The following is an 18,272-nucleotide window of genomic DNA, read 5'->3' as shown; positions in this document are numbered from 1 at the left end:
GCGGAAATACCCACCGATCCGAGCGTGCAGCGCGTCCAGACCAGCCGCCCAGCGGTGCACCTCGTCAATCGTGACGTCCCCACCCATGCACAGTCCAACGAGAGTCCGGACCGCCGGTCACGGCAACTGCGGCTGCAGTACTAACCGGCGATCGTCGGCTATGTTGCGCCGCCCGCGTCGGTCTGAGGGCTCAGCGCGAACGGCCGGGTGGACGCGGAGCAGGGGCCTTCGCCACACCGGCTGGACGGCTGGCGGCGGCCGGGCGGACCGGCGGGAGAGGGCCGGCCTCGCCAGTGAGCCGGTCGTCGCACCACTGCAGGGCCTCGCCCACCGTGTCGAAGCCGCCCTCGCGCAGGGTGTGCGTCCACGTCTCGGTGTCGACCTCTTCGACCACGACACGGAACGGCGACGGGGCACGCTCGTTCAGGGCGCGCAGGGCCACGACGACGACCATGTCGTCCGGGTCGTCGCTGGTGTAGGAGTAGCCCATGGCGTACTGGTCGCCGTCGCCGGCGAGGCGTCGCTCCAGCGCTCGCGTGGCCTCGTCCGCCGGCGGCGGGCCCATCTCGGGGTCGAGGCCGATGGCGTCGTGCGGGCAGCCGCGGTGGATGAGCCAGGACTGCGCCATCGCGGGCAGCGGCAGCGGGACCTGCTCGAAGCTGAACGTCTGCTTCTCGTAGTCCCGTTGCAGATGCACGGCGAGCACCTGGGGCATGCCGGGGTGTCCCCAGGTCGCTGTGCGGTCGAACAGGACGTAGTAGCTGTGCGGCCCGTCGTGGTGTTCGGCGAGGGGGACGAGCATGTCCTCGTGGACGCCGACCTTGCGGTAGAAGTCGAGGTACTTCTCCTCGTCGGCGTCGAGGTCGTCCAGATCGAAGTCGGCTTGGGGAATGGACTTCCGGACCGGCTCCGGTTCGGTGGGAGACAACAAGGGACCTTTCGGTGGAGTTCAGCGCCGCCGCGCCGGGGTGGACGGCGATGTGCCGGGTCGAGCTGGGACCTTCCGCGCCTGCGTCGTGGCGGTCCCGCGGGCGGCGAACAGCGCGGCTCGTCCGGCGTCGGTGAGCACGACCGGCTGGCTGGCAGGTACGGGGTGGCCGGTGCCCCGGGGCGACCAGGCCGGCGTCCTCCAGCCGCCGTAGCTTGGCGTGGAGGATGCGGGTGCCGGAGGCGGCTGTGACGGACATCCGGCCGGTCAGCAGATGTTCGTAGAGCCTGGCGCCGCCGACGATGGCGAGCAGCACTGCCTGGTGGTCCATCGAGAGCTGCTGCGCGTCGGGCGCGGCGGACGCTGCCGCGGTCTCGATGGGCTCCAGGGCGGCGAGCACCGCCCGGGCGGCGGCGTCCCGCGCGTCGGCAGCCTCTTCCAGCTGGTCCACGGTGCGGTCGATGCGCGTGAACAGGGCGCCGTCGACGTCGAACTCACCGCTGAAAAGGCGGTTGAGGACGCGCAGGGAGAAGATGACGCCAGTCTGGGTCTTGGCCAGCTCCTGGTGCCGTTCGACCAGCAGGGCGTGCTGCTCGTCCAGGACGCCGCGGTCGCGGTGGGCCCACAGGGTGTCGATGTCGTGCCCGGTGGCGGCTTCGAGGCGATGGTCGAGCGGGGAGACCGCACGCCGGGTGGGTGTCGGCGCGGGTTCAAGGGGCATAGGCGACGCTCCGTGCGTTCAGCGGGTGGGATGGTGCGCGGGGTTCGGTGCGGGACGGGACAGACCCGGCGTCGCGGTGGGCGGCGGAGCAGGCCGGGGCACGGGCGCGCGAGGGGTCAGCTGCGGGGAACGGGAGCGTGCCGCGTGGGTGCGGGCGCTCAGCGGTCGGCGAGTCATGCCCAGACGGCGGCCGACCTCGTCGTAGACGTCGTTGCCCGCTCGCGGCCGGATCGCGACGACGTGGATCTCCTTGTGGTGGGCGGATTCCGCGGGCGCCGGGCGGACTCCGTAGACGACGCGCCAGTCCTTGCGCGAGTCCACGAAAAGCTTCCTGAAGCCCTCCAGGTCACCGTCGAGGCGCAACCCGAAGCGCTGCGCGTTCACGACTTCCTGCAGGTAAGCGAGGGTGAGGTCGCGTACGTCGCTTGGGGCCTGGAGGAGATCGGTCAGCGCGCGCGGGTCGAAGCTCAGTCCGAAGGCGGGCTGCCCCTGTCCCGCGGTCATGACGTCGGCTCGTCCGACTTGGCGGGCCCTGCGGCTTCCGCCGTGGCCGCCGTCTCCGTGCGTACGGAGGGCGGCGGGCCAGGCAGGAGACGGTGTGCAGGCCGGTCGGGAGAGGTCATGCAGGCCGACAGCGGGCCGCCCGGTGCACGGATCGCGGCGACGGCATGAGTGAGGAAGTCCCGGTGCCACACGAACAGGCCGGAGAGCCCGGATTCGGGGTCCTTGTGCTGCTGGTAGGCGAGCCACAAGGCATGCAGCCAGGCCACGACGTCGTCGTGCTCCTGCCACTGCAGGCACCAGGGCGCCGCGGTTGTGACCTCCGCCCCGTAGACCGGGAGGAAGAAGTCGTCAACCCAGTCGGACAGGGCGTCGAGTTCGTCCTCGCGTTCCTCTCCGTCCAGTTCCAGGATCGGACGGGGCTCCGATGGAGCAGCGGTTGGCGAGCCGCCGAGTCCCGGCATGCCGAACGCGGCGAACGGTGATCCACTCGGCGACGGGGCGGACGCGAGGTGGTCGAGTTGCTGAGCCTGTTGCGCCGACTGCTCCATGAGCCGCCGCACGCTCGCCTCGATTCCCTCCAGCTGCGGATCCGGAATACGAATCGGCTCCAACTCTCCATCGTCGGCGGGCTTTGTGGATTCGGGCATTGAGAAGTTCGGCCTTCTACGAGACGCGGAATGAGGGAAGTGCGGGGGCGCTCTCGCGCGCCGCCGCCGGCGGATTGCACGTTGCTTCAGCGGTATTCCGCCGACGCTGCGCGTGGGGGCTGGTCACGTGGCGACGGCCAAGGGCCCGTCTCAGGCTGTGAGAACCACGTCGTCCTGCGCGAGGGACTGGCGGATCGTCTCGGTGAGCCGGTCGGCCGCGATCGACGCGTAGTGCTCGGTCTTCTCCACGCCGATGAAGTCCCGGCCTTCCAGCATGGAGGCCACGCCCGTGGAGCCGGAACCGGCGCAGAAATCGAGGACCGTGCCGCCCTCGGGGCTGATCTTGACCAGCTCGCGCATCACCTCGACCGGCTTCTGTGTGATGTGCTGGCGCTTCGCACCCGAGGGCTGTGACGCCGAGTACATACCGGGCAGATAGACGGGGTTGCGGGAGCCGTCAATCGCCCCCTTGCTGGCCCAGACGATGAACTCGCAGTTCTGGGTGAACCGGCCCTTCTGGGGCCTGGCCTGCGGCTTGTGCCAGGCCAGGACACCGCGCCACAGCCATCCGGCAGCCTGGATCGCGTCCGTCGTGGTCGGGAGTTGGCGCCAGTCGGTGAACAGCAGGGCGGTCCCGCCGGTCTTGGTGAGGCGGTGGGCTTCGGTCATGATCTGCGTCAGCCAGAAGCCGTAGCTGCGCTGATCCATGTTCTCGCCGGTGAAGTCAGCGAGGCCGTTCTTGGAATCGGCGGAGGTGTATTTCTGCTTCGCGGAGCGCGTGGTGCGCTCCTTCGCGGTCCGGCCTCCGCTGTTGTACGGCGGGTCAGTGATGACGGAGTCGACGCAACCGTTCGGAAGGCCGGAGAGAACGGCCAGAGCATCGCCCTGGTGAAGGGAAAAAGGCAAAGAGGAACCCCGATTCGGGTGCGGATACGCGGAGGGAAATAGCCGCCTCGCATAGGAGTCCTCGCGGGCCGGAAGAGGGTGTGCAGAAGCCCAGGGCCGTAGACTGAGGAGGGCGAGGGGGGGTCCAAAAACTGTAGAGGCGAAACCGCCGACGACCAAGAAGTGCCCTGTCGAGGTATCGGTTTCCGGCACCTCACGCCGGCTATTTGGTCAACCGCCGATCCGCGCCTACTGTTTTTGAACCGCCCGGCGCACACCGCCGCTGGCTACTCCTCTGCCACACCTCACGGAGGTACCCCTTGCCTCGGCACACCTAGCTCACGGCCCGGCCACACGGAGCGAGCGGCAACTCGCCCCGGACCGGCCCGTCCCGATCGCCCACCCCGTCTGCCGCGCCCTTCCGAGACGCCTCGCGCACGCGGTACGCCGGACACCGCACCCCCAAGGACACGTTCATGACGTCGCGCTATCCACCCATGCCCGAAACCGCTGACCGGCGAGCGGTCCGCTCGGGTTGAAGGGGCTCGCCGCCGGCATCGGTGTCGTCTTCCTCTCCCCGATCCTGATCGCCGGCACCGGCATGATGTTGGCCTCCTCGGCCGACGCCGTGCAGAGCAGCGGCTCCTTCAACAACTGCCTGACCGACATCGACAGCGACAAGGTCGCCGAACAGGTCACCACGATCCTCGACGGCGCCTCCGGCAAGGACGTGCACGTCGAGGGCCTGGATCTGCCCGTCGAGCAGGTCCCCAACGCCCAGACCATCGTGGCCGCCGGCCTCTCCCTCGACGTCCCCAAGAAGGGACAGATCATCGCGCTGGCCACGGCGATGCAAGAGAGCCGACTGCGCAACCTCTCCTACGGCGACCGCGACTCCCTCGGCCTCTTCCAGCAGCGCCCATCCCAGGGCTGGGGCAGCGCCGAACAGATCCGCGACCCCACCTACGCGAGCGAGCAGTTCTACGAGCGCTTGCTCAAGGTGAGCGGGTGGCAGCAGATGGCCCTCACCCAGGCCGCACAAGCCGTGCAGAAGTCCGGCCTGCCGGACGCATACGCGCAGTGGGAGAAGCTGGCCACCGCGCTGCAAGGTGCCATCGCCAAGACCTTCCCCGGCGGCGGTGACGCGGAGGGCAAGGACACGGACCAGGACCAGGACCAGGACCACCAGCAGTCGGCCACGACCGGCTGCGCGCCGGGCCAGGACGGTTCCGGGTTCGACCGCATCCCCGAGGGGAGCGTCCCGAAGGGGTACTCGATCCCCAAGGATGCCGATCCGAAGGCGCGCAAGGCCATCGCCTGGGCGATGCAGCAGCTAGGCACGCTCTACCAGTGGGGCGGATCCTGCACGAACTCGCATGGCCCCGACCCCATGGGCCGCTGCGACTGCAGCTCGCTGATGCAGCAGGCGTACGCCCTCGCCGGCGTCACGCTCACTCGCACCACGTACACGCAGGTGGGCGAGGGCAAAGCGGTCTCGCCCGCCCACCTCAAGCCCGGTGACCTGATCTTCAGCCGCGGCAGCGCCGCACGGCCCGAGCACGTCGGCATGTACATGGGCGAGGGCCTCGTCATCGAGGCACCCCGCACCACCAAGCCGGTCCGGATCACCCCGATCAAGGACTGGACGATCCTCGCCGCCCGCCGCGTCCTCTGACGCCGCACCCGCCCGGCTTCGCCCCCGGGCGGTCCGGCCTTGGGCCACTTCCACGCCCTTCGCGCACCTCCTCCTCCGCTTTCACCTTCCCTGTCGGCCCTGGCTGGGCCCGCGTATGCAAGGAGCCCCACCACCCCTATGTCCGTCCCCCTCGCAGACCGCGTCATCCAGCTCGCCTTCGACCCAGGAATCTCGCCCAAGGGCGGTGGCCTGCCCGGCCTGAGCGTGCTGAAGAACGTCGTCAACTCGATCAACATGTTCGGGATCATCGCCGTCGTTGGCGCCCTCGCCGTCTCGCTGGGCGTATGGGCCTGGGGTCACCACACCGGTGGTCACCAGGCCGAGGCCAACGGGAAGAAGGGTGCCGTGGTCGCCGCTGGCGCCGCCCTCGGTCTGGGTGCCGCGAACGGCATCGTGGCCTTCTTCTCCGGCCTGGGCTCGCAGGTCCACTGATGCGGAAACGATCCTCCTTCCTCTCACTGTCCTCGTACGGCTCGGGGTGGTCGGCCCACCGACGCATCGCGATCGTCGCCGCCGCCGTCGCCGTCCTGCTCGCCATCGCCGGGGTCGTTGCCATGCTGACCGGGGGCGGGGCCAGCCAACAGGCTCCGGACACCGCGGCGCCTGCCCCAACCGGCAGCCCGTCCTCCTCCGAGGCCGCGCCGAAGCCTTCATCCGGATCCGGGTCGGTGCCCAAGCCGCCGCAGATCTCCGAGCCGGTCGCCTACGCCAAGGCAGCGGCCCGCATGCTGTGGTCCTACGACACCCGTGACACCAGCCGCGACGAGCAGCTCGCCGGCATGCGCGCCTGGATGACCACCGAGACCAAGTACGCCGACTGGGCCTCGCTCTCCGGCCAGGTTCCCGACCCGGTGCTGTGGTCGAGGATGGCCGACCAGGACCAGCACGCCACCGCCCACGTCACCGAGGGCCACTATCCCGGTGCGTTCAAGCAGGCGCTGGCCGAGGACCCGTCCGCGATCACCGAGGCGTACATCTACGTCATCACCGTCAACGGCAAGCAGACGCTCAGCTGGAAGAAGGGCGGTGGCGGGGCCGAGGAACGGGCCGTGACCCTCGCCGTCCAGTGCCGCCCGAACCACGACTGCACCCTGGCCGCCATCGCTCCGAGCGTCACTCAGTGACCCGCGCCTGAGACGAGAAAGGAGGAGTAACTCCCCGTGGGTTTCTGTGATTACCCCCTGGCTGACAAGTTGTGCGCGGTCGGTGACGCGGTGGATTTCGCCTCGGACCCCGGCAAGGCCATCGGTGAATGGATGGCGAAGTCCGCTGGCGAACTGGCCGCCGCAGCAGCCGATCTGGCCGCCGAGGCGGTCGACACCACCACCAAGGTCGACCTCAATGCCGGATGGTTCCGTGACAACTACGAGACGCTGCTGCCACTGGGCCTGGTCCTGCTGGTCGCCACGTTCTGCGCACAGCTGGTCCGGGCCGCCATCCGGCGCGACGGGCAAGCGCTGACACAAGCGTTCACCGGCACCATGAGCGGCGTCCTGTTCGCGTTCGGCGCCATCGCCCTGACCACGGTGGCCGTCGAAGTGGTCGACGCCGTCAGCGACGGCCTGTTCAAGACCGCGCACCTGAACATCGAGTCGGCCGTGCGCCGCATCATGAAGGTCAACCAGATCGGGGGACTCTCCGGCCTGGGCTGGCTCGTCCCGGTCGTCGCCGGGCTCGGCGCCGCCATCGGAGCCTTCCTCTACTGGTGCGTGATGATGGTCCGGAAAGTCGGCATCCTCGTCATGGTCACCCTCGCCGTCTTCGCGTCCGCCGGCGGCGGCTGGGAAGTCGCCCGGCGCTGGCGCAAGGGCTGGATCGAAGCCACCGCCACCCTCGTCGTCTCCAAGCTCCTGATGACCGTGATCTTCGTCCTCGGAATCGCCGCCATGGGCAAGACCGAAGCCAAGGACGGCATCGCCGCCCTCGCCGACGTCATGTCCGGCATCGTGATCATGATCCTGGTGCTGCTGTGCCCGTATGCGGTCTTCAAGTTCGTGCACTGGGCGGCCGACGGGACCGACGGGGAGTCCATCCACCGTGCCGGCGGCGCCGGTGCGCAGATCGCGAAGGCTCACGCCGAGAAGGCCGGCCGCAGGGCCGTCGCCGCGGCGGCCACCGCCGGAACCGGTGGCGCTGCCGCCGGCGCGGGTGCCGCACCGCAGGGCCCCGACGGCGGCGGCGGGTTCCCCGGCGACATCGCTGCCAACCCGACCGGCGGAGGCGGCGAGGACAAGGAGGGATCGCAGAGCGGCGGAACGGGTGCGTCGCCAGGCGGCGACGCGGTCAAGTCCGGCCTGGAGAAGGCCGTTCAGCCCGCGCCGACGAGCATGTCCGACGACACCAGCGGCCAGGTGGGCGGCAGCCCGCGGCCGGGCGGATCCGGCGCGAGTACCGCGTCAGGGCAGAGCGGCGGATGGCAGTCCACCCCGCCGACCACGACCCCGCCGCCGCAGGGCGAACCCCCGTCCTCCGGAACTCAGAACGCCCCGTCCAGCGGGGCGAGCGGGCCGCCGCCTCCGAGCGGCCTCTGATTCCCTGACCGACTCCCGGGGGCGGGACGTGCACGCGCCCTCCCGTCCCCGGGTTCAACCCGCGCCTCCAGGACCCGCCCCTTGACTGATATCTCCGTCGCCCCGGTCACGGTGAAGTTCCCGCACCGGAGCCGCCGCGGCATCCTCCTCGGCCTCTCCCTGCACCAACTCGTCCTCGTCTCCTGCACGCTGGCCCTTCTGCTGATGACGGTGATCTCCACCGGCTTGCTAGGCGCCATCGCCCTGGCCCCGCTGTGGGCGGCATCCGGCGCACTCGTCGCGATCCGCCGGCACGGCCGCTCCCTCATCGACTGGGCACCGATCGTCACCCGATACGCGCACCGCCGTCGTACCGGCCAGACCCTCTGGCTCGCCCGGCCCGTAACCCGTCCCCGGCAGGACGGCGTCCTCCACCTGCCCGGCACCGCCGCTTCCCTCAAGGTGGTCACCCCCGGCGACTCCGCCAACGGCGCCGCAGCCGTCCACGACCCGCACCAGCAGACCCTGACCGCCATCGCCCGCGTCACCAGCCGCGCCTTCGCCCTCCTCGACCCCGCCACCCAGAACCACAACGTGAGCAGCTGGGGCCGCGCGCTCGCCGGCATCGCCCGCACCGGGCACATCGCCACCGTCCAGGTGCTAGAACGCACCGTCCCCGACAGCGGCGACACCCTCGCCCGCCACTGGACCCACCACGGGCAGCCCCAGACCCCCGTCGCCGGGCAGATCTATTCCGAACTGGTCGCCTCGGCCGGCCCCGCCGCCGCCCCGCACGAGACCTACCTCGCCATCTCCCTCGACCTCAAGGCCGCCCGACGCCTGATCTCACAGGCAGGCGGAGGGCTGCCCGGGGCGTTCACCGTCATGGGGCAGACCACCGCCTCCATCGCGCAGGCCGCCCGCAACGCCGGGCTCCAGGTCACCGGCTGGCTGAGCGCGCGGGAAATCGCCGCCGTCATCCGCACCGCCTACGACCCGAAGGCCCTCGCCGGGCTCCAACAGTGGTCCGAGACCGGCCGCGCCGAGGCCGACCCCGCAGCCGCCGGTCCCGTCGTCCAGTTCGAGGAGTACGACCGCCTCGCCACCGACAGCGCGCGGCACGCGACGTACTGGGTGGAGAACTGGCCGAGGACCGAGATGGGAGCCGGATTCCTGCACGGGCTGATGTTCACGGCCGGCGTGCGCCGCAGCCTCTCGCTTATATACGTGCCGCAGGGCCTCGAGTCGGCACTGCGGGACGTCCAGCGCAAGAAGGCCGCGATCATCGCCGACGCCAACGAGCGCGCACGCCGCGGACAGGTCGATTCCGAAGAGGACTCCGTCGAGTACGCCGACGTCAAAACCCGCGAACGCCAGCTCATCGCCGGGCACGCGGATGTAGCACTGACCGGCCTGGTCACCGTCACCGCCGAGACCGACGCCCTCCTGGACGCCGCCTGCGCACAGATCGAGACCCACGCCGTCACCTCCGGCGTCGACCTTCGTCGGCTCAACTACCAGCAGCCGGACGCCTTCGCCCTCACCGCGCTCCCGCTCGCCCGCACCGCCCTGTGAACCAACCGCGCCCGTGTGCACCCTGCCCCACCGCACTCCGGGCACCCGCGACGGGGCGCCCCCCACTGCCCTGCCTACAGGCAGGAAGGACCACCACCTTTGACCTCTCCTACGCGCCCCGACGACGCGCACCCCTACCTCCGCGCCGCGAGCGCCGGCATCCGCCACCACGCACGGACCTTGGCACCGTCGGACGCGGACACGCCCAAGCCCGGAGATCGTCTGCACCTTGACGTGCTGCACGCCCACCTCACCGCTCTGCTCCAGCTTCTGGACCGGCTCGCCGACAACACCCAGCCCCCACACCCGGCCGCCGGACGTCACCTGGCCACCGCCCAAACCAGGCTCTGGCAGGCCACCAGCGAAGTCCACGCCGCCTTCCACCTGCTGCCCGGCACACCCCAGGCCGACGCCGAGACAAGCGCCTGCCATCCACAGCGGCTCCCCGAGGGCCCGCCCGTGCTGACGATCTGCCAGCGCCACCTCGCCGCCGGCCACGTCGTCCGCCGCAAGACCACCCCCACCGATCTCCGCCCGCACACCACGGCCTGCGTGCGATGAGCACCACCCGCAGAATCGAGGGCCCCCGATGAGCCACCGGCCCGCCCGTCGCGCCCGCCGCGCGTCCGCCAGCCCGCTGTTCACCCCCCACGGCACCGACCGCGCCAGCCGCAAGGCCGCCCGCCGCCAGCTCGCCGAGGCCACCGCCAAAGCCCGCGCCCAAGCAGGCGCCCACCAGAGTGACAGCCCGCCCGCCGAGCACCAGATGCCCGCCGCGCTCTACCCAGCGGGCGGACGCCCCGGGCCCGCCTCCGCGCGCGGGAACCGGCTGAAGCTGCCCGCCCACCGCATGACCACCGCGGTCGCGGCCGGCGCCTATCCCTTCCTCGCCGAAGGCGGACTCGGCGCCGAGGGCATCTACATCGGCCGCGACGTCCACGCAGAAGCGTCGTTCGTCTTCGACCCGTTCGCTCTGTACGGCAAGGTCGAGGGATTCACCAACCCGAACCTGCTGCTCGCCGGCGTGATCGGCCAGGGCAAGAGCGCCCTCGCGAAGTCCTTCGCGCTACGGTCGGTCGCCTTCGGATACCGCGTCTACGTACCGTGCGACCCGAAAGGCGAGTGGACGCCGGTCGCCGAGGCCCTCGGCGGCCGGTCCGTCGCCCTCGGTCCCGGACTGCCCGGACGCCTGAACCCCCTTGACGCGGCACCGCGCCCGGAGAGCGTGTCCAAGGCCGACTGGGTCGGCGAGATCCGCAAGCGGCGCCTGCTCCTGCTCGGCTCCCTTGCCCGCACCGTCCTGGGCCGGGACCTGATGCCCATGGAGCACACCGCGCTGGACGTCGCCCTCGACGCCGTCGTCACCCGCACCGCCGACACGCACCGCACCCCGCTCCTCGGCGACGTCGCCGCCACCCTCAACAACCCCCACGCGCTCGACGAGACTGCCGGGATGATGTCGGGCCAACTCGGCGACACCGCCCGCGACCTGGCCCACGCCATGCGGCGCCTGGTCCACGGTGACCTGGCCGGCATGTTCGACGCACCCTCCACCGTCGCCTTCGACCCGAGCGCACCGATGCTCACCATCGACCTGTCCCGCCTCGGCGGCTCCGGGGACGACACCGCCCTCGTCCTCGCCATGACCTGCGCGAGCGCATGGATGGAATCCGCCCTCTCCGACCCGAACGGCGGCCGGCGCTGGATCGTGTACGACGAGGCATGGAGGCTGATGCGGCACGTCGGCCTGCTCCAGCGGATGCAAGCCCAGTGGAAGCTCTCCCGCGGTCTCGGCATCGCCAACCTCATGGTGATACACCGGCTCAGCGACTTGCTCACCGCAGGTGACGCCGGATCACAAGGCCGGGCCCTGGCCGAGGGACTCCTCGCCGACTGCAGCACCCGGATCATCTACCGCCAGGAGACCGACCAGCTCCACGCCGCGGCCTCCCTGCTCGGCCTGACCTCCGTCGAGATGGACGCCATCGCGCACCTCAACCGAGGGCGCGGTTTGTGGAAAGTCGCAGGTCGGAGCTTCATTGTGCAGCACCTCCTGCACAGCCACGAACTGGCGCTCTTCGACACCGACGCCCGCATGCACTGAGGATCAAGAGGCCCGTGAAGCCCGACTTCCAACGCGACCTGATACCGACCGACGAGATGCTCCAGCTCATCGGCGCGCTCAACGCGATGAAGGACTCTGTCCTGGTCTGCCAACCCGACCGGCACTACCTCACGAACCGCATGGTCATCGACCATGCCTCGGCCCGCGCCTTCCTGCGGCACACCTCGGAATCCCTTCGTGACGCGGCCATGGAACTCGACGACCACCTCGGCTTCCAACGCTTCCTCGCGACACTCACCCGTCAGGACGGTCCGCCGGCGCCTCCGCCACCCAGGCCGGGCGGTCGCCACCGCTGACCGCGCCTACCCCGGAGCCGATCCACCCACGTCCCCAAGGAATGCTCTGAACCGCCCCTCTCATTTCAGCAACGCCGACTGGGCCAAATACCAGCAGTTTCAGGCCGAGCACGACGACCTCATGGCGCAAGTCGCCGACCGTGAAGCCCAGCTGAAACACGACCTGAAAACCGCCTACGACGAGTACGAACTCGACGTCAGTCCAGTTCCGAAGCCGGAAACCGACCTCGCTCGCCGAACGCCTCCGCCACACCGAACGGCGTCCCGCAGGAGAAGCCGTGGCCGCTGACGAGGTGAACGCCACGGACACCCGCGCGGCTCCGCTCGCGCCACTTCCCGACCACCGCGACGTGAACATGCCGTGGTGGCAGGAGCTGTGGCGTCGCCACGCGCACATCACCACGCCGCTGCGAGCGCGCGGACTGCCATGCGACATCGAGTTCGGCCTCAGCGCTTACATCGTGCGCGTCTCGCTCCCCGACGACAGCCACCTGATCATCAGTCCGCCGCAGGAACCACCCTCCAAGCGCCCGCCCGGAGATCCCGAGGGCTGGATCGCGACCCGCGAGCACCCCGACGACCAGACCCTGTTCGAGGTCCTCCACGACTCGGCCCCCGCCGACGACCCCGGCGCTCGCCAGCGGCCCGAAGCCCGCCACGGCGGCAGCGCCCAACCCCTGATCGACGCGATCGACCACCGCCTCGCCCAGCTCGGACTGCTACCGCACCCCTTCCTGCCCCACGAAGGCCCCCACGTGCACCCCGCCCAACCAACGCCCCCGCCCCCGGCCCGGGACATCCCCGGCACACCAGACCGTGGCCCCGTCTACGGCGACGCGCTGCGCGCTCTGACCGACCGGCTCAACGGAGCCGAGTCGCACGCGGATGCCGCTGCCCTGCTGCATCAGATCCTGGAACCCACCGACGGCCTGCTGGCACAGCTCGGCGATTTCTTCGAAGCAGCCGGCGAGAAGGCCAAGGAAGCCGGGGAGGACGACGGCTTCGACCTGTCCTACGACTTCGCCGACGCCGCCGCCGAGATCCGCAGCCTCGCAGAGCTCCTGCACGTGGCCGAGGACCGGATGCGGGCCCTCACCCCGCTCGCGCCCGCACCGCGGCTGCCCTCCACCCCGGCTCGTGCACCGTTCCTTCCGCCGCGAACCCTCCCGTCAGCGCCGCCGCGGCACACGCGCTGACCCCACACCGCCGCCTTCCTGGCGCCCACCACCAGCACGGCCCTTCCTCCGGCGTCGCCGAAGACTGCCCCAACGACCTTTCGACGCGCTAATTCTTCCCGCCCCGCAGATCCCTGGAGCCCTCATCCGCACCGCTCGCCGTACCCTGCCCCTCCTAACCGGCACCGCCTGCCTGGCCCTGGCCCTCACCGGCTGCGCTGGCGAAGACGGCCCCGCCCATGCCCGGCAAACGCCCAGCGCCAGCACCGCCCCGAATCCCGTGCCCGCTCTCAGAGCCGCCCAGGCCCGCGACGTCATCACCCGCTATTCGAAGATCAACAACGAGGCCAACGCCGACCGCGACCGGCGCCTGCTCGACACGGTCGAGGACGGCCCGCTGTACGCGATGTCCGTCTCGGACTACACCGAGACCGAAGGGCTCCCCACGGCGGACCGCAAGCCGTACAAGCCATGGTCCTACGACTCCGCGGACGCCAAGCTGTACATCCCGCGCGTGGGAGCCGGACAGGACCGCTGGTTCGCCGCCGCGCTCTCGGACCAGAAGGGCAAGGCCCCATCGCGGCTGGCCGTGTTCGCCGAACGCCCCCAGCACAAGCGCTGGGAGATGGTCTCCGTCGTCGACCTCGACAGCCCGGACCTGCCGGACATCGCCCTCGACCACGACGGATACGCGACGGCCGTCGCCTCCGACGGCAACAAGCACCTCGCCGCGGACGCCAAGCTGCTGCGCGCCGCGGTCCTCGACAACTTCGCCACCGGAGGCACGAACACCGGAACGAAGGTCTTCGCACCGACCAAGGCGAGCAAGCGGCAGATCGAAGTCCACGACAAGACAGGCACCCGCTACGGAACCCAGGGCACCACTGTCTTCGCCGGCGCCGCCAACCGCTACGCGGACGCCTACGCCCTCAAGACCACCGACGGCGGCGCGCTGATTCTCTTCTCCCACATGCACACCCAGACCGACGCCGTCGCACACTCCGGCCTGCAGATCAACCCCGGCAAGGACGACCGGGCCTGGCTCCACGACGTGCCCCGCACCTCCATCACGTACACGTTCGTGTGCAACGACGCTGCCACCGTCCCCGCGAAGGCCGAGCCCTCCCGCCTGACCGGCTACACCTGCGCCCGCACCGACGTCTCCGGCCCGCCGGTCCCGTCCTCTTCGGACCGCGCGTAGACGCACCCGCCCGCTACCGTGGCGGCCATCGAACATCCCCCCGCTCGCTTCGGGGAACCTCCTGTCCACACCTCCGTCATCGCCCGCCCCACCCTCGGTACGGGTGGCTATGCATCTCAGCGGCGTCGTTTTGAGGTGTCTGTGGGAGTCACCTCCTGACCGCGTTTTCGATGTCGCTTTGTTTTGAAGTCACCGAGGGGCTTGCGGTGGACGGTGGAGCGTGCCGCCTGCCCCATTGCCTCGGCCCTCAGTACGCCCCCCTCGGCCTACGGCACCATGCGCCCCCCTCGGCCTACGGCACCATGCGTCGCCCAGGGCCTGAACCGTTGCCCATGTCACAGCAAGGTCACGGGAAGGTTGGGTATTAGACGAAACCGGGCGAGACCGGAAAGGGAAAGCAAGGTGGACTGGGGACGGTTCGCGCAGCAGATGGCGTCGATGGCACGGGATCTGCTGGCTCAGGATTCGGTGGCGGCCACACTGGAACGGATCACCGCTTCGGCCACCGAGCTGGTCGACGGCTGCGACGAGGCCGGCATCCTCGTGCTGCACGGCACGAAGGTAGAGACTCTCGCCCCTACCAACGAGCTGGTCATCGACAGTCACCGGCTCCAAGAACGCCTGGCACAAGGCCCCTGTTTCGACGCCGCTCGCAACTCGCAAGGCGAGCGGGTCTACCGCATCGCCGACCTCACCGCCGAGGAGCAGCGGTGGCCCGCCTACGCCCCCCTGGCCCACAAGCTCGGGGTGGGCAGCATGATGGGCTTCCTGCTGTTCACCGAGGACCAGGACCTCGGTGCCCTGAACCTCTACTCCCGCGAGCCCGGTGCGTTCACCGCCACCAGCGAGACAGCCGGCCTACTGCTGGCCTCCCACGCCGCAGTCGCCTTCTCCAGCGCCCGCACCCACGCCCAGATGGAACAAGCCGTCGCCACCCGCCACACCATCGGCGAAGCCATGGGCATCCTCATGGGCGCCCGCCACGTCACCGAAGACCAAGCCTTCGACGTCCTGCGCCGCTACTCCCAAGAGAAGAACGTCAAACTCCGCGAGGTCGCCCACCGCATCTGCGAACAAGGCACCCTCTGACCAGCGGGCAGGAGCCGCTTCCCCGGCTCTCGGTCTGAGAGCCCGGAACCAGCTCCTCCGAAAGGAATTGCAGCTGCACCCAGTCCTTGCCGCCGAGTCGTTTGTCCGGCCGCCGCCCGACCTGGACGACAGCCCGAGCAGGCGATGAGGGGCTGCCGCAACGGCCACGGGTGTGAGTGGTACTGGAGTAACGCTGAGATTGATCACCGCCGGGAGCTGCTTCGATTGGGTCCGCAGCAGCCGATGGCATGATCCGATTTCTTCGGAGCAGGCGAGGCGGGTGCCGTCCGTTCGTCCCCAGCTCGTTGGACTGCCCTGAAGCTGGCGGGCTTCCATCTCGTCGATGAGGCGGACGACGCCGCGCCGGGGCTGAGAGTGAGCGAGGCGCCCGGAGGCGTGCTGGTGAGCTGGACGACGGCGCACGGGTTCACCGCGCTGGCAGCAGATCAGCGTGGGGCGTCCAGCGACGGGATGCGGGTTGTGGTGCAGGCCGCGGTGGCGGGCCTGCTGGTCCAGTGCGGGCACACGGTAGTGGAGACGTCGGACGGGAACGGCATCGTGGTGCTGGCGGACGGGCCGGCAGCCGGCGCGTACCGACTGCCCGAGGTCTCACCCCGTCACAGCTGACGGCCGGCAGCATCCCCGCCGGGGTCATCGGCCAGCACGATCGCCGTGGTGATCCGCCGTTCCCCGGGCGGGCTGCCCAGGCCCTTACCGACCGGTACCTCCCCACCTACGGGCAGGCCGTCCACACCCGCCAGACGGCAGCCATCGCTGCCGTGCTCGAGGACATCCGCTCCGAGCACGGCACCTGGCAGGCCATGAACGCCTCCGGACGATACGGCGCCGCCGCCCTCGGCGCCGCGACGGAGTTGTTCCTCAACCACCCCTGGCGCCGTTTCCTGGCCGTCGTCGACCACGCCCCGACGCTGCTCGACCGGTGCCGACCCGCGAGCAGCCCGTGGCCCGACGACGCCGCAGCCCTCTCCTGCAGCCCGGCCCACGCGCCGCGCCCTCTGACCCTTCCGCCCACGCCCCGAGGAGAACCCCGCCCCCTTGCGACCCGGCACCCACTTCACCTTCGGCGACCACGAGGAACACGGCTTCGTGGCCTCCTTCACCTCCTCCCTGCCCGCACACCTCGCCCACTGGTACCTGGAGCGCGAGCAGTTCGAGCCCGTTCCCGGAGAACCCGGCCTGTACCGGCTCAGCGAGCCCGAGCGCGACGGAGTCCGCCGCACCCGCCAAGCCGTCCACGACCTGCGCCGCCAGGGCTACACGGTGCAGGCCGACATCCGCCTCGACCCGTCCCTCTCGGCCAGCCCGCCACGCCCCGTTCGGCCCAACGGACTCCCGGAGCGCCGCAGCCGTCTCGCCCAGGCCGCCGCCGGCCGAACGACGCAGCGCTCAGGACCACCCACCACCTCCCCGGCGGCGGCCCGGCCGATCCCGCCGAAGCCCACGTACGCTCCGACCGTCCATTTGACGGCCGCGACCGGCGGGCGGTCTCGATGACACCCGCGAGCAGTCCGGCCCCCGACCGCCCCTTGCCGAGAGCTCCCGAACTGGCCAACGGGCATGCGACTTCCGCTTGCGGATGGTGGTCATCAACTGCGAGACCGAGGCCGCGCTCGACATGACACGCGGCCGCTACGGCCGTACCGTCCACGTACGCCGCAGCAGCCGCGCGGCCCACCGCGACAAGGCGGCCGTGTCGGCGTACGCCATCCACCTCGCCTCGCACGCCCGAGGCCCTCCTCGATGCCGCCCGCCTCGTGCTAGACGAGCTGCCACCCGCCAGGCATCTGACCGGGTGGCGGGCTGCTGGACAGCCTGGCTGCCTCCGCCGCCGAGATCCGCCGGGCCCTCGACCGGCTGGCTGCCCCCGGTTTCCAGGCCGAACGCACTCAGAGGGCGGTGCCCCGGGGAGGTCGAACGGTCCTTCCCCGTTCTCGGGACTGAGGGCTGGTCGAAGCGGTGTCACGGACGGCGCTTCGCCGGTGGTGGAGAGCGGCAGGGGCCTCACTAGCTCCTCGATGGGCAGAAAGAAGCGCTTTGAGCTGTTACCTCGCGTACCCAGGACAGGCTCTGTCCGCCTTAGCGGGCGGCGGGGCGGGGTTCCGGGCTTCACACAACATTTCCGTGCAAGGAGTCGCTGTCGCGGGCGTATCTGTGTGACGGTGGGGAAGACAACGAGACTGACCGGCATCCCTGGGTGCAGGTCTTTTGGGGAGATCGGGCGTTGCCTCCACCCCGGGCACCCAACCCCCGCCATCGTCGTACACCCCCAAGGGGGTGCTTCGCCTTTGGGCTCGCAACCCCCGGAAAGGGGGGCACGCCCCGCATGAACATCACCACCACCATCGACGGCGCCTCCGCACGCATCTGCCTCCGCGGGGAGATCGACTTCGACACCCTGCCCCCGCTGCGCGCCGCGTTCGACGCGCTCCCCCCGCAGGTGACCGACCTGCAGTGGGACCTGACCCTCACACCCTTCATGGACGTCGCCGGCCTCCACCTCTTCTTCGACCCCACCACCGGCGGCGGCCCCCAGCGCCGGGCGACCGTGACCGGCCTGCGCGCTCAGCCGCTACGTCTGCTGCTCACCGCGGCCGAGGTGAATCCCTCCGCCTTCGACCTCTTTCGGCTCCTGCCCGACGTACCCCCCGGTCGACTTCCGGCCTGCGGCCATGTGAGCGCCCCCAGCGCGGCTCTGTAGCTGGAGGCATACAGGGGGAGGACTCGGCGTTACCACATCTGGATCAAGCTGCGAGCGTCCCGGACCTCCGAACAGCGGCTTATCTCCTAGGCTGACGACCCAGTTCAAGGCGCGCGTCCACCACCCGAGTGGCCGGACCCGTGTGGCCGGCTACGTCACGGTCGTCGCCGACGACCGTGACGACCCTGCCGGCCACGGCGA

At 70.4% G+C, this 18,272-nt stretch carries 19 protein-coding genes; 14 read left to right on the top strand and 5 right to left on the bottom strand.

The genetic code is table 11. The annotated features are described in order from the left end of the window. Positions 1 to 190 precede the first annotated feature (190 nt). The 4 genes from ACFYZQ_RS16530 to ACFYZQ_RS16515 form a co-directional block, all read right to left on the bottom strand. Entirely contained in the window at positions 191 to 931 is a 741-nt protein-coding gene (locus ACFYZQ_RS16530) for a hypothetical protein (protein WP_389147347.1), read from the bottom strand. A 736-nt stretch (positions 932 to 1,667) separates the two neighbouring features. Beyond that, positions 1,668 to 2,153 (bottom strand): hypothetical protein, encoded by a 486-nt coding sequence (locus tag ACFYZQ_RS16525; protein WP_389147344.1) that lies wholly within the window; start codon positions 2,151 to 2,153, stop codon positions 1,668 to 1,670. Next, positions 2,150 to 2,701, bottom strand: a complete 552-nt coding sequence (locus ACFYZQ_RS16520; protein ID WP_389147416.1) for a DUF4913 domain-containing protein — start codon at positions 2,699 to 2,701, stop codon at positions 2,150 to 2,152. The genes ACFYZQ_RS16525 and ACFYZQ_RS16520 overlap by 4 nt, the downstream gene beginning before the upstream one ends. Before the next feature lie 249 nt (positions 2,702 to 2,950). Beyond that, positions 2,951 to 3,706, bottom strand: a complete 756-nt coding sequence (locus tag ACFYZQ_RS16515; RefSeq protein ID WP_389147341.1) for a DNA-methyltransferase — start codon at positions 3,704 to 3,706, stop codon at positions 2,951 to 2,953. A 514-nt stretch (positions 3,707 to 4,220) separates the two neighbouring features. Between ACFYZQ_RS16515 and ACFYZQ_RS16510 the strand changes: the two genes are divergently transcribed. From ACFYZQ_RS16510 to ACFYZQ_RS16455, 12 genes are all read left to right on the top strand, one after another. Beyond that, positions 4,221 to 5,360, top strand: coding sequence for a C40 family peptidase (locus ACFYZQ_RS16510; protein WP_389147338.1), 1,140 nt, complete (start codon positions 4,221 to 4,223; stop codon positions 5,358 to 5,360). Positions 5,361 to 5,498: 138 nt separating this feature from the next. Next, a complete protein-coding gene (locus tag ACFYZQ_RS16505; protein WP_389147335.1) occupies positions 5,499 to 5,813 on the top strand; it encodes a DUF6112 family protein in 315 nt (104 codons plus the stop codon). Beyond that, positions 5,813 to 6,505 (top strand): hypothetical protein, encoded by a 693-nt coding sequence (locus ACFYZQ_RS16500; RefSeq protein WP_389147332.1) that lies wholly within the window; start codon positions 5,813 to 5,815, stop codon positions 6,503 to 6,505. Before ACFYZQ_RS16505 ends, ACFYZQ_RS16500 begins: the two co-directional genes overlap by 1 nt. Positions 6,506 to 6,541: 36 nt before the next feature. Further along, a complete protein-coding gene (locus ACFYZQ_RS16495; protein ID WP_389147329.1) occupies positions 6,542 to 7,912 on the top strand; it encodes an ATP-binding protein in 1,371 nt (456 codons plus the stop codon). 81 nt (positions 7,913 to 7,993) lie between these two features. Continuing rightward, a complete protein-coding gene (locus ACFYZQ_RS16490; protein WP_389147326.1) occupies positions 7,994 to 9,466 on the top strand; it encodes an SCO6880 family protein in 1,473 nt (490 codons plus the stop codon). Positions 9,467 to 9,565: 99 nt separating this feature from the next. Beyond that, complete coding sequence (locus ACFYZQ_RS16485; RefSeq protein ID WP_389147323.1) at positions 9,566 to 10,027, top strand: DUF6238 family protein; 462 nt, start codon at positions 9,566 to 9,568, stop codon at positions 10,025 to 10,027. Positions 10,028 to 10,055: 28 nt separating this feature from the next. Further along, the gene (locus tag ACFYZQ_RS16480; RefSeq protein WP_389147320.1) at positions 10,056 to 11,570 is read left to right on the top strand and encodes a VirB4 family type IV secretion system protein; all 1,515 of its coding nucleotides are present in this window, start codon (positions 10,056 to 10,058) and stop codon (positions 11,568 to 11,570) included. 14 nt (positions 11,571 to 11,584) lie between these two features. Continuing rightward, positions 11,585 to 11,887, top strand: coding sequence for a hypothetical protein (locus tag ACFYZQ_RS16475; RefSeq protein WP_389147317.1), 303 nt, complete (start codon positions 11,585 to 11,587; stop codon positions 11,885 to 11,887). Between the two features lie 278 nt (positions 11,888 to 12,165). Then, positions 12,166 to 13,083 carry a hypothetical protein gene (locus ACFYZQ_RS16470; RefSeq protein WP_389147315.1) on the top strand — a complete coding sequence of 306 codons (918 nt, stop codon included), beginning with the start codon at positions 12,166 to 12,168 and terminating at the stop codon, positions 13,081 to 13,083. Between the two features lie 259 nt (positions 13,084 to 13,342). After that, the gene (locus ACFYZQ_RS16465; protein ID WP_389147312.1) at positions 13,343 to 14,263 is read left to right on the top strand and encodes a hypothetical protein; all 921 of its coding nucleotides are present in this window, start codon (positions 13,343 to 13,345) and stop codon (positions 14,261 to 14,263) included. A 402-nt stretch (positions 14,264 to 14,665) separates the two neighbouring features. Next, the gene (locus ACFYZQ_RS16460; protein WP_389147309.1) at positions 14,666 to 15,352 is read left to right on the top strand and encodes a GAF and ANTAR domain-containing protein; all 687 of its coding nucleotides are present in this window, start codon (positions 14,666 to 14,668) and stop codon (positions 15,350 to 15,352) included. A 375-nt stretch (positions 15,353 to 15,727) separates the two neighbouring features. Beyond that, entirely contained in the window at positions 15,728 to 15,979 is a 252-nt protein-coding gene (locus ACFYZQ_RS16455) for a hypothetical protein (protein WP_389147306.1), read from the top strand. On the opposite strand, the gene ACFYZQ_RS16450 is transcribed toward ACFYZQ_RS16455, so the two are convergent. Next, on the bottom strand, positions 15,970 to 16,272 hold the full coding sequence (locus ACFYZQ_RS16450) for a hypothetical protein (protein ID WP_389147303.1): 303 nt from the start codon (positions 16,270 to 16,272) through the stop codon (positions 15,970 to 15,972). The two genes, ACFYZQ_RS16455 and ACFYZQ_RS16450, sit on opposite strands and share 10 nt — an antisense overlap. A 136-nt stretch (positions 16,273 to 16,408) precedes the next feature. On the opposite strand from ACFYZQ_RS16450, the gene ACFYZQ_RS16445 reads away from it, so the two are divergent. After that, positions 16,409 to 16,867, top strand: coding sequence for a hypothetical protein (locus ACFYZQ_RS16445; protein WP_389147300.1), 459 nt, complete (start codon positions 16,409 to 16,411; stop codon positions 16,865 to 16,867). Positions 16,868 to 17,696: 829 nt separating this feature from the next. After that, positions 17,697 to 18,071 (top strand): lipid asymmetry maintenance protein MlaB, encoded by a 375-nt coding sequence (locus tag ACFYZQ_RS16440; RefSeq protein WP_389147298.1) that lies wholly within the window; start codon positions 17,697 to 17,699, stop codon positions 18,069 to 18,071. Positions 18,072 to 18,272: the final 201 nt, after the last annotated feature.

The organism is Streptomyces sp. NPDC001843, from assembly GCF_042891955.1.
Lineage (GTDB): Bacteria > Actinomycetota > Actinomycetes > Streptomycetales > Streptomycetaceae > Streptomyces.
The sequence above is the reverse complement of the archived record's forward strand: the minus strand, read 5'-3'. Positions and strand labels throughout refer to the sequence as shown.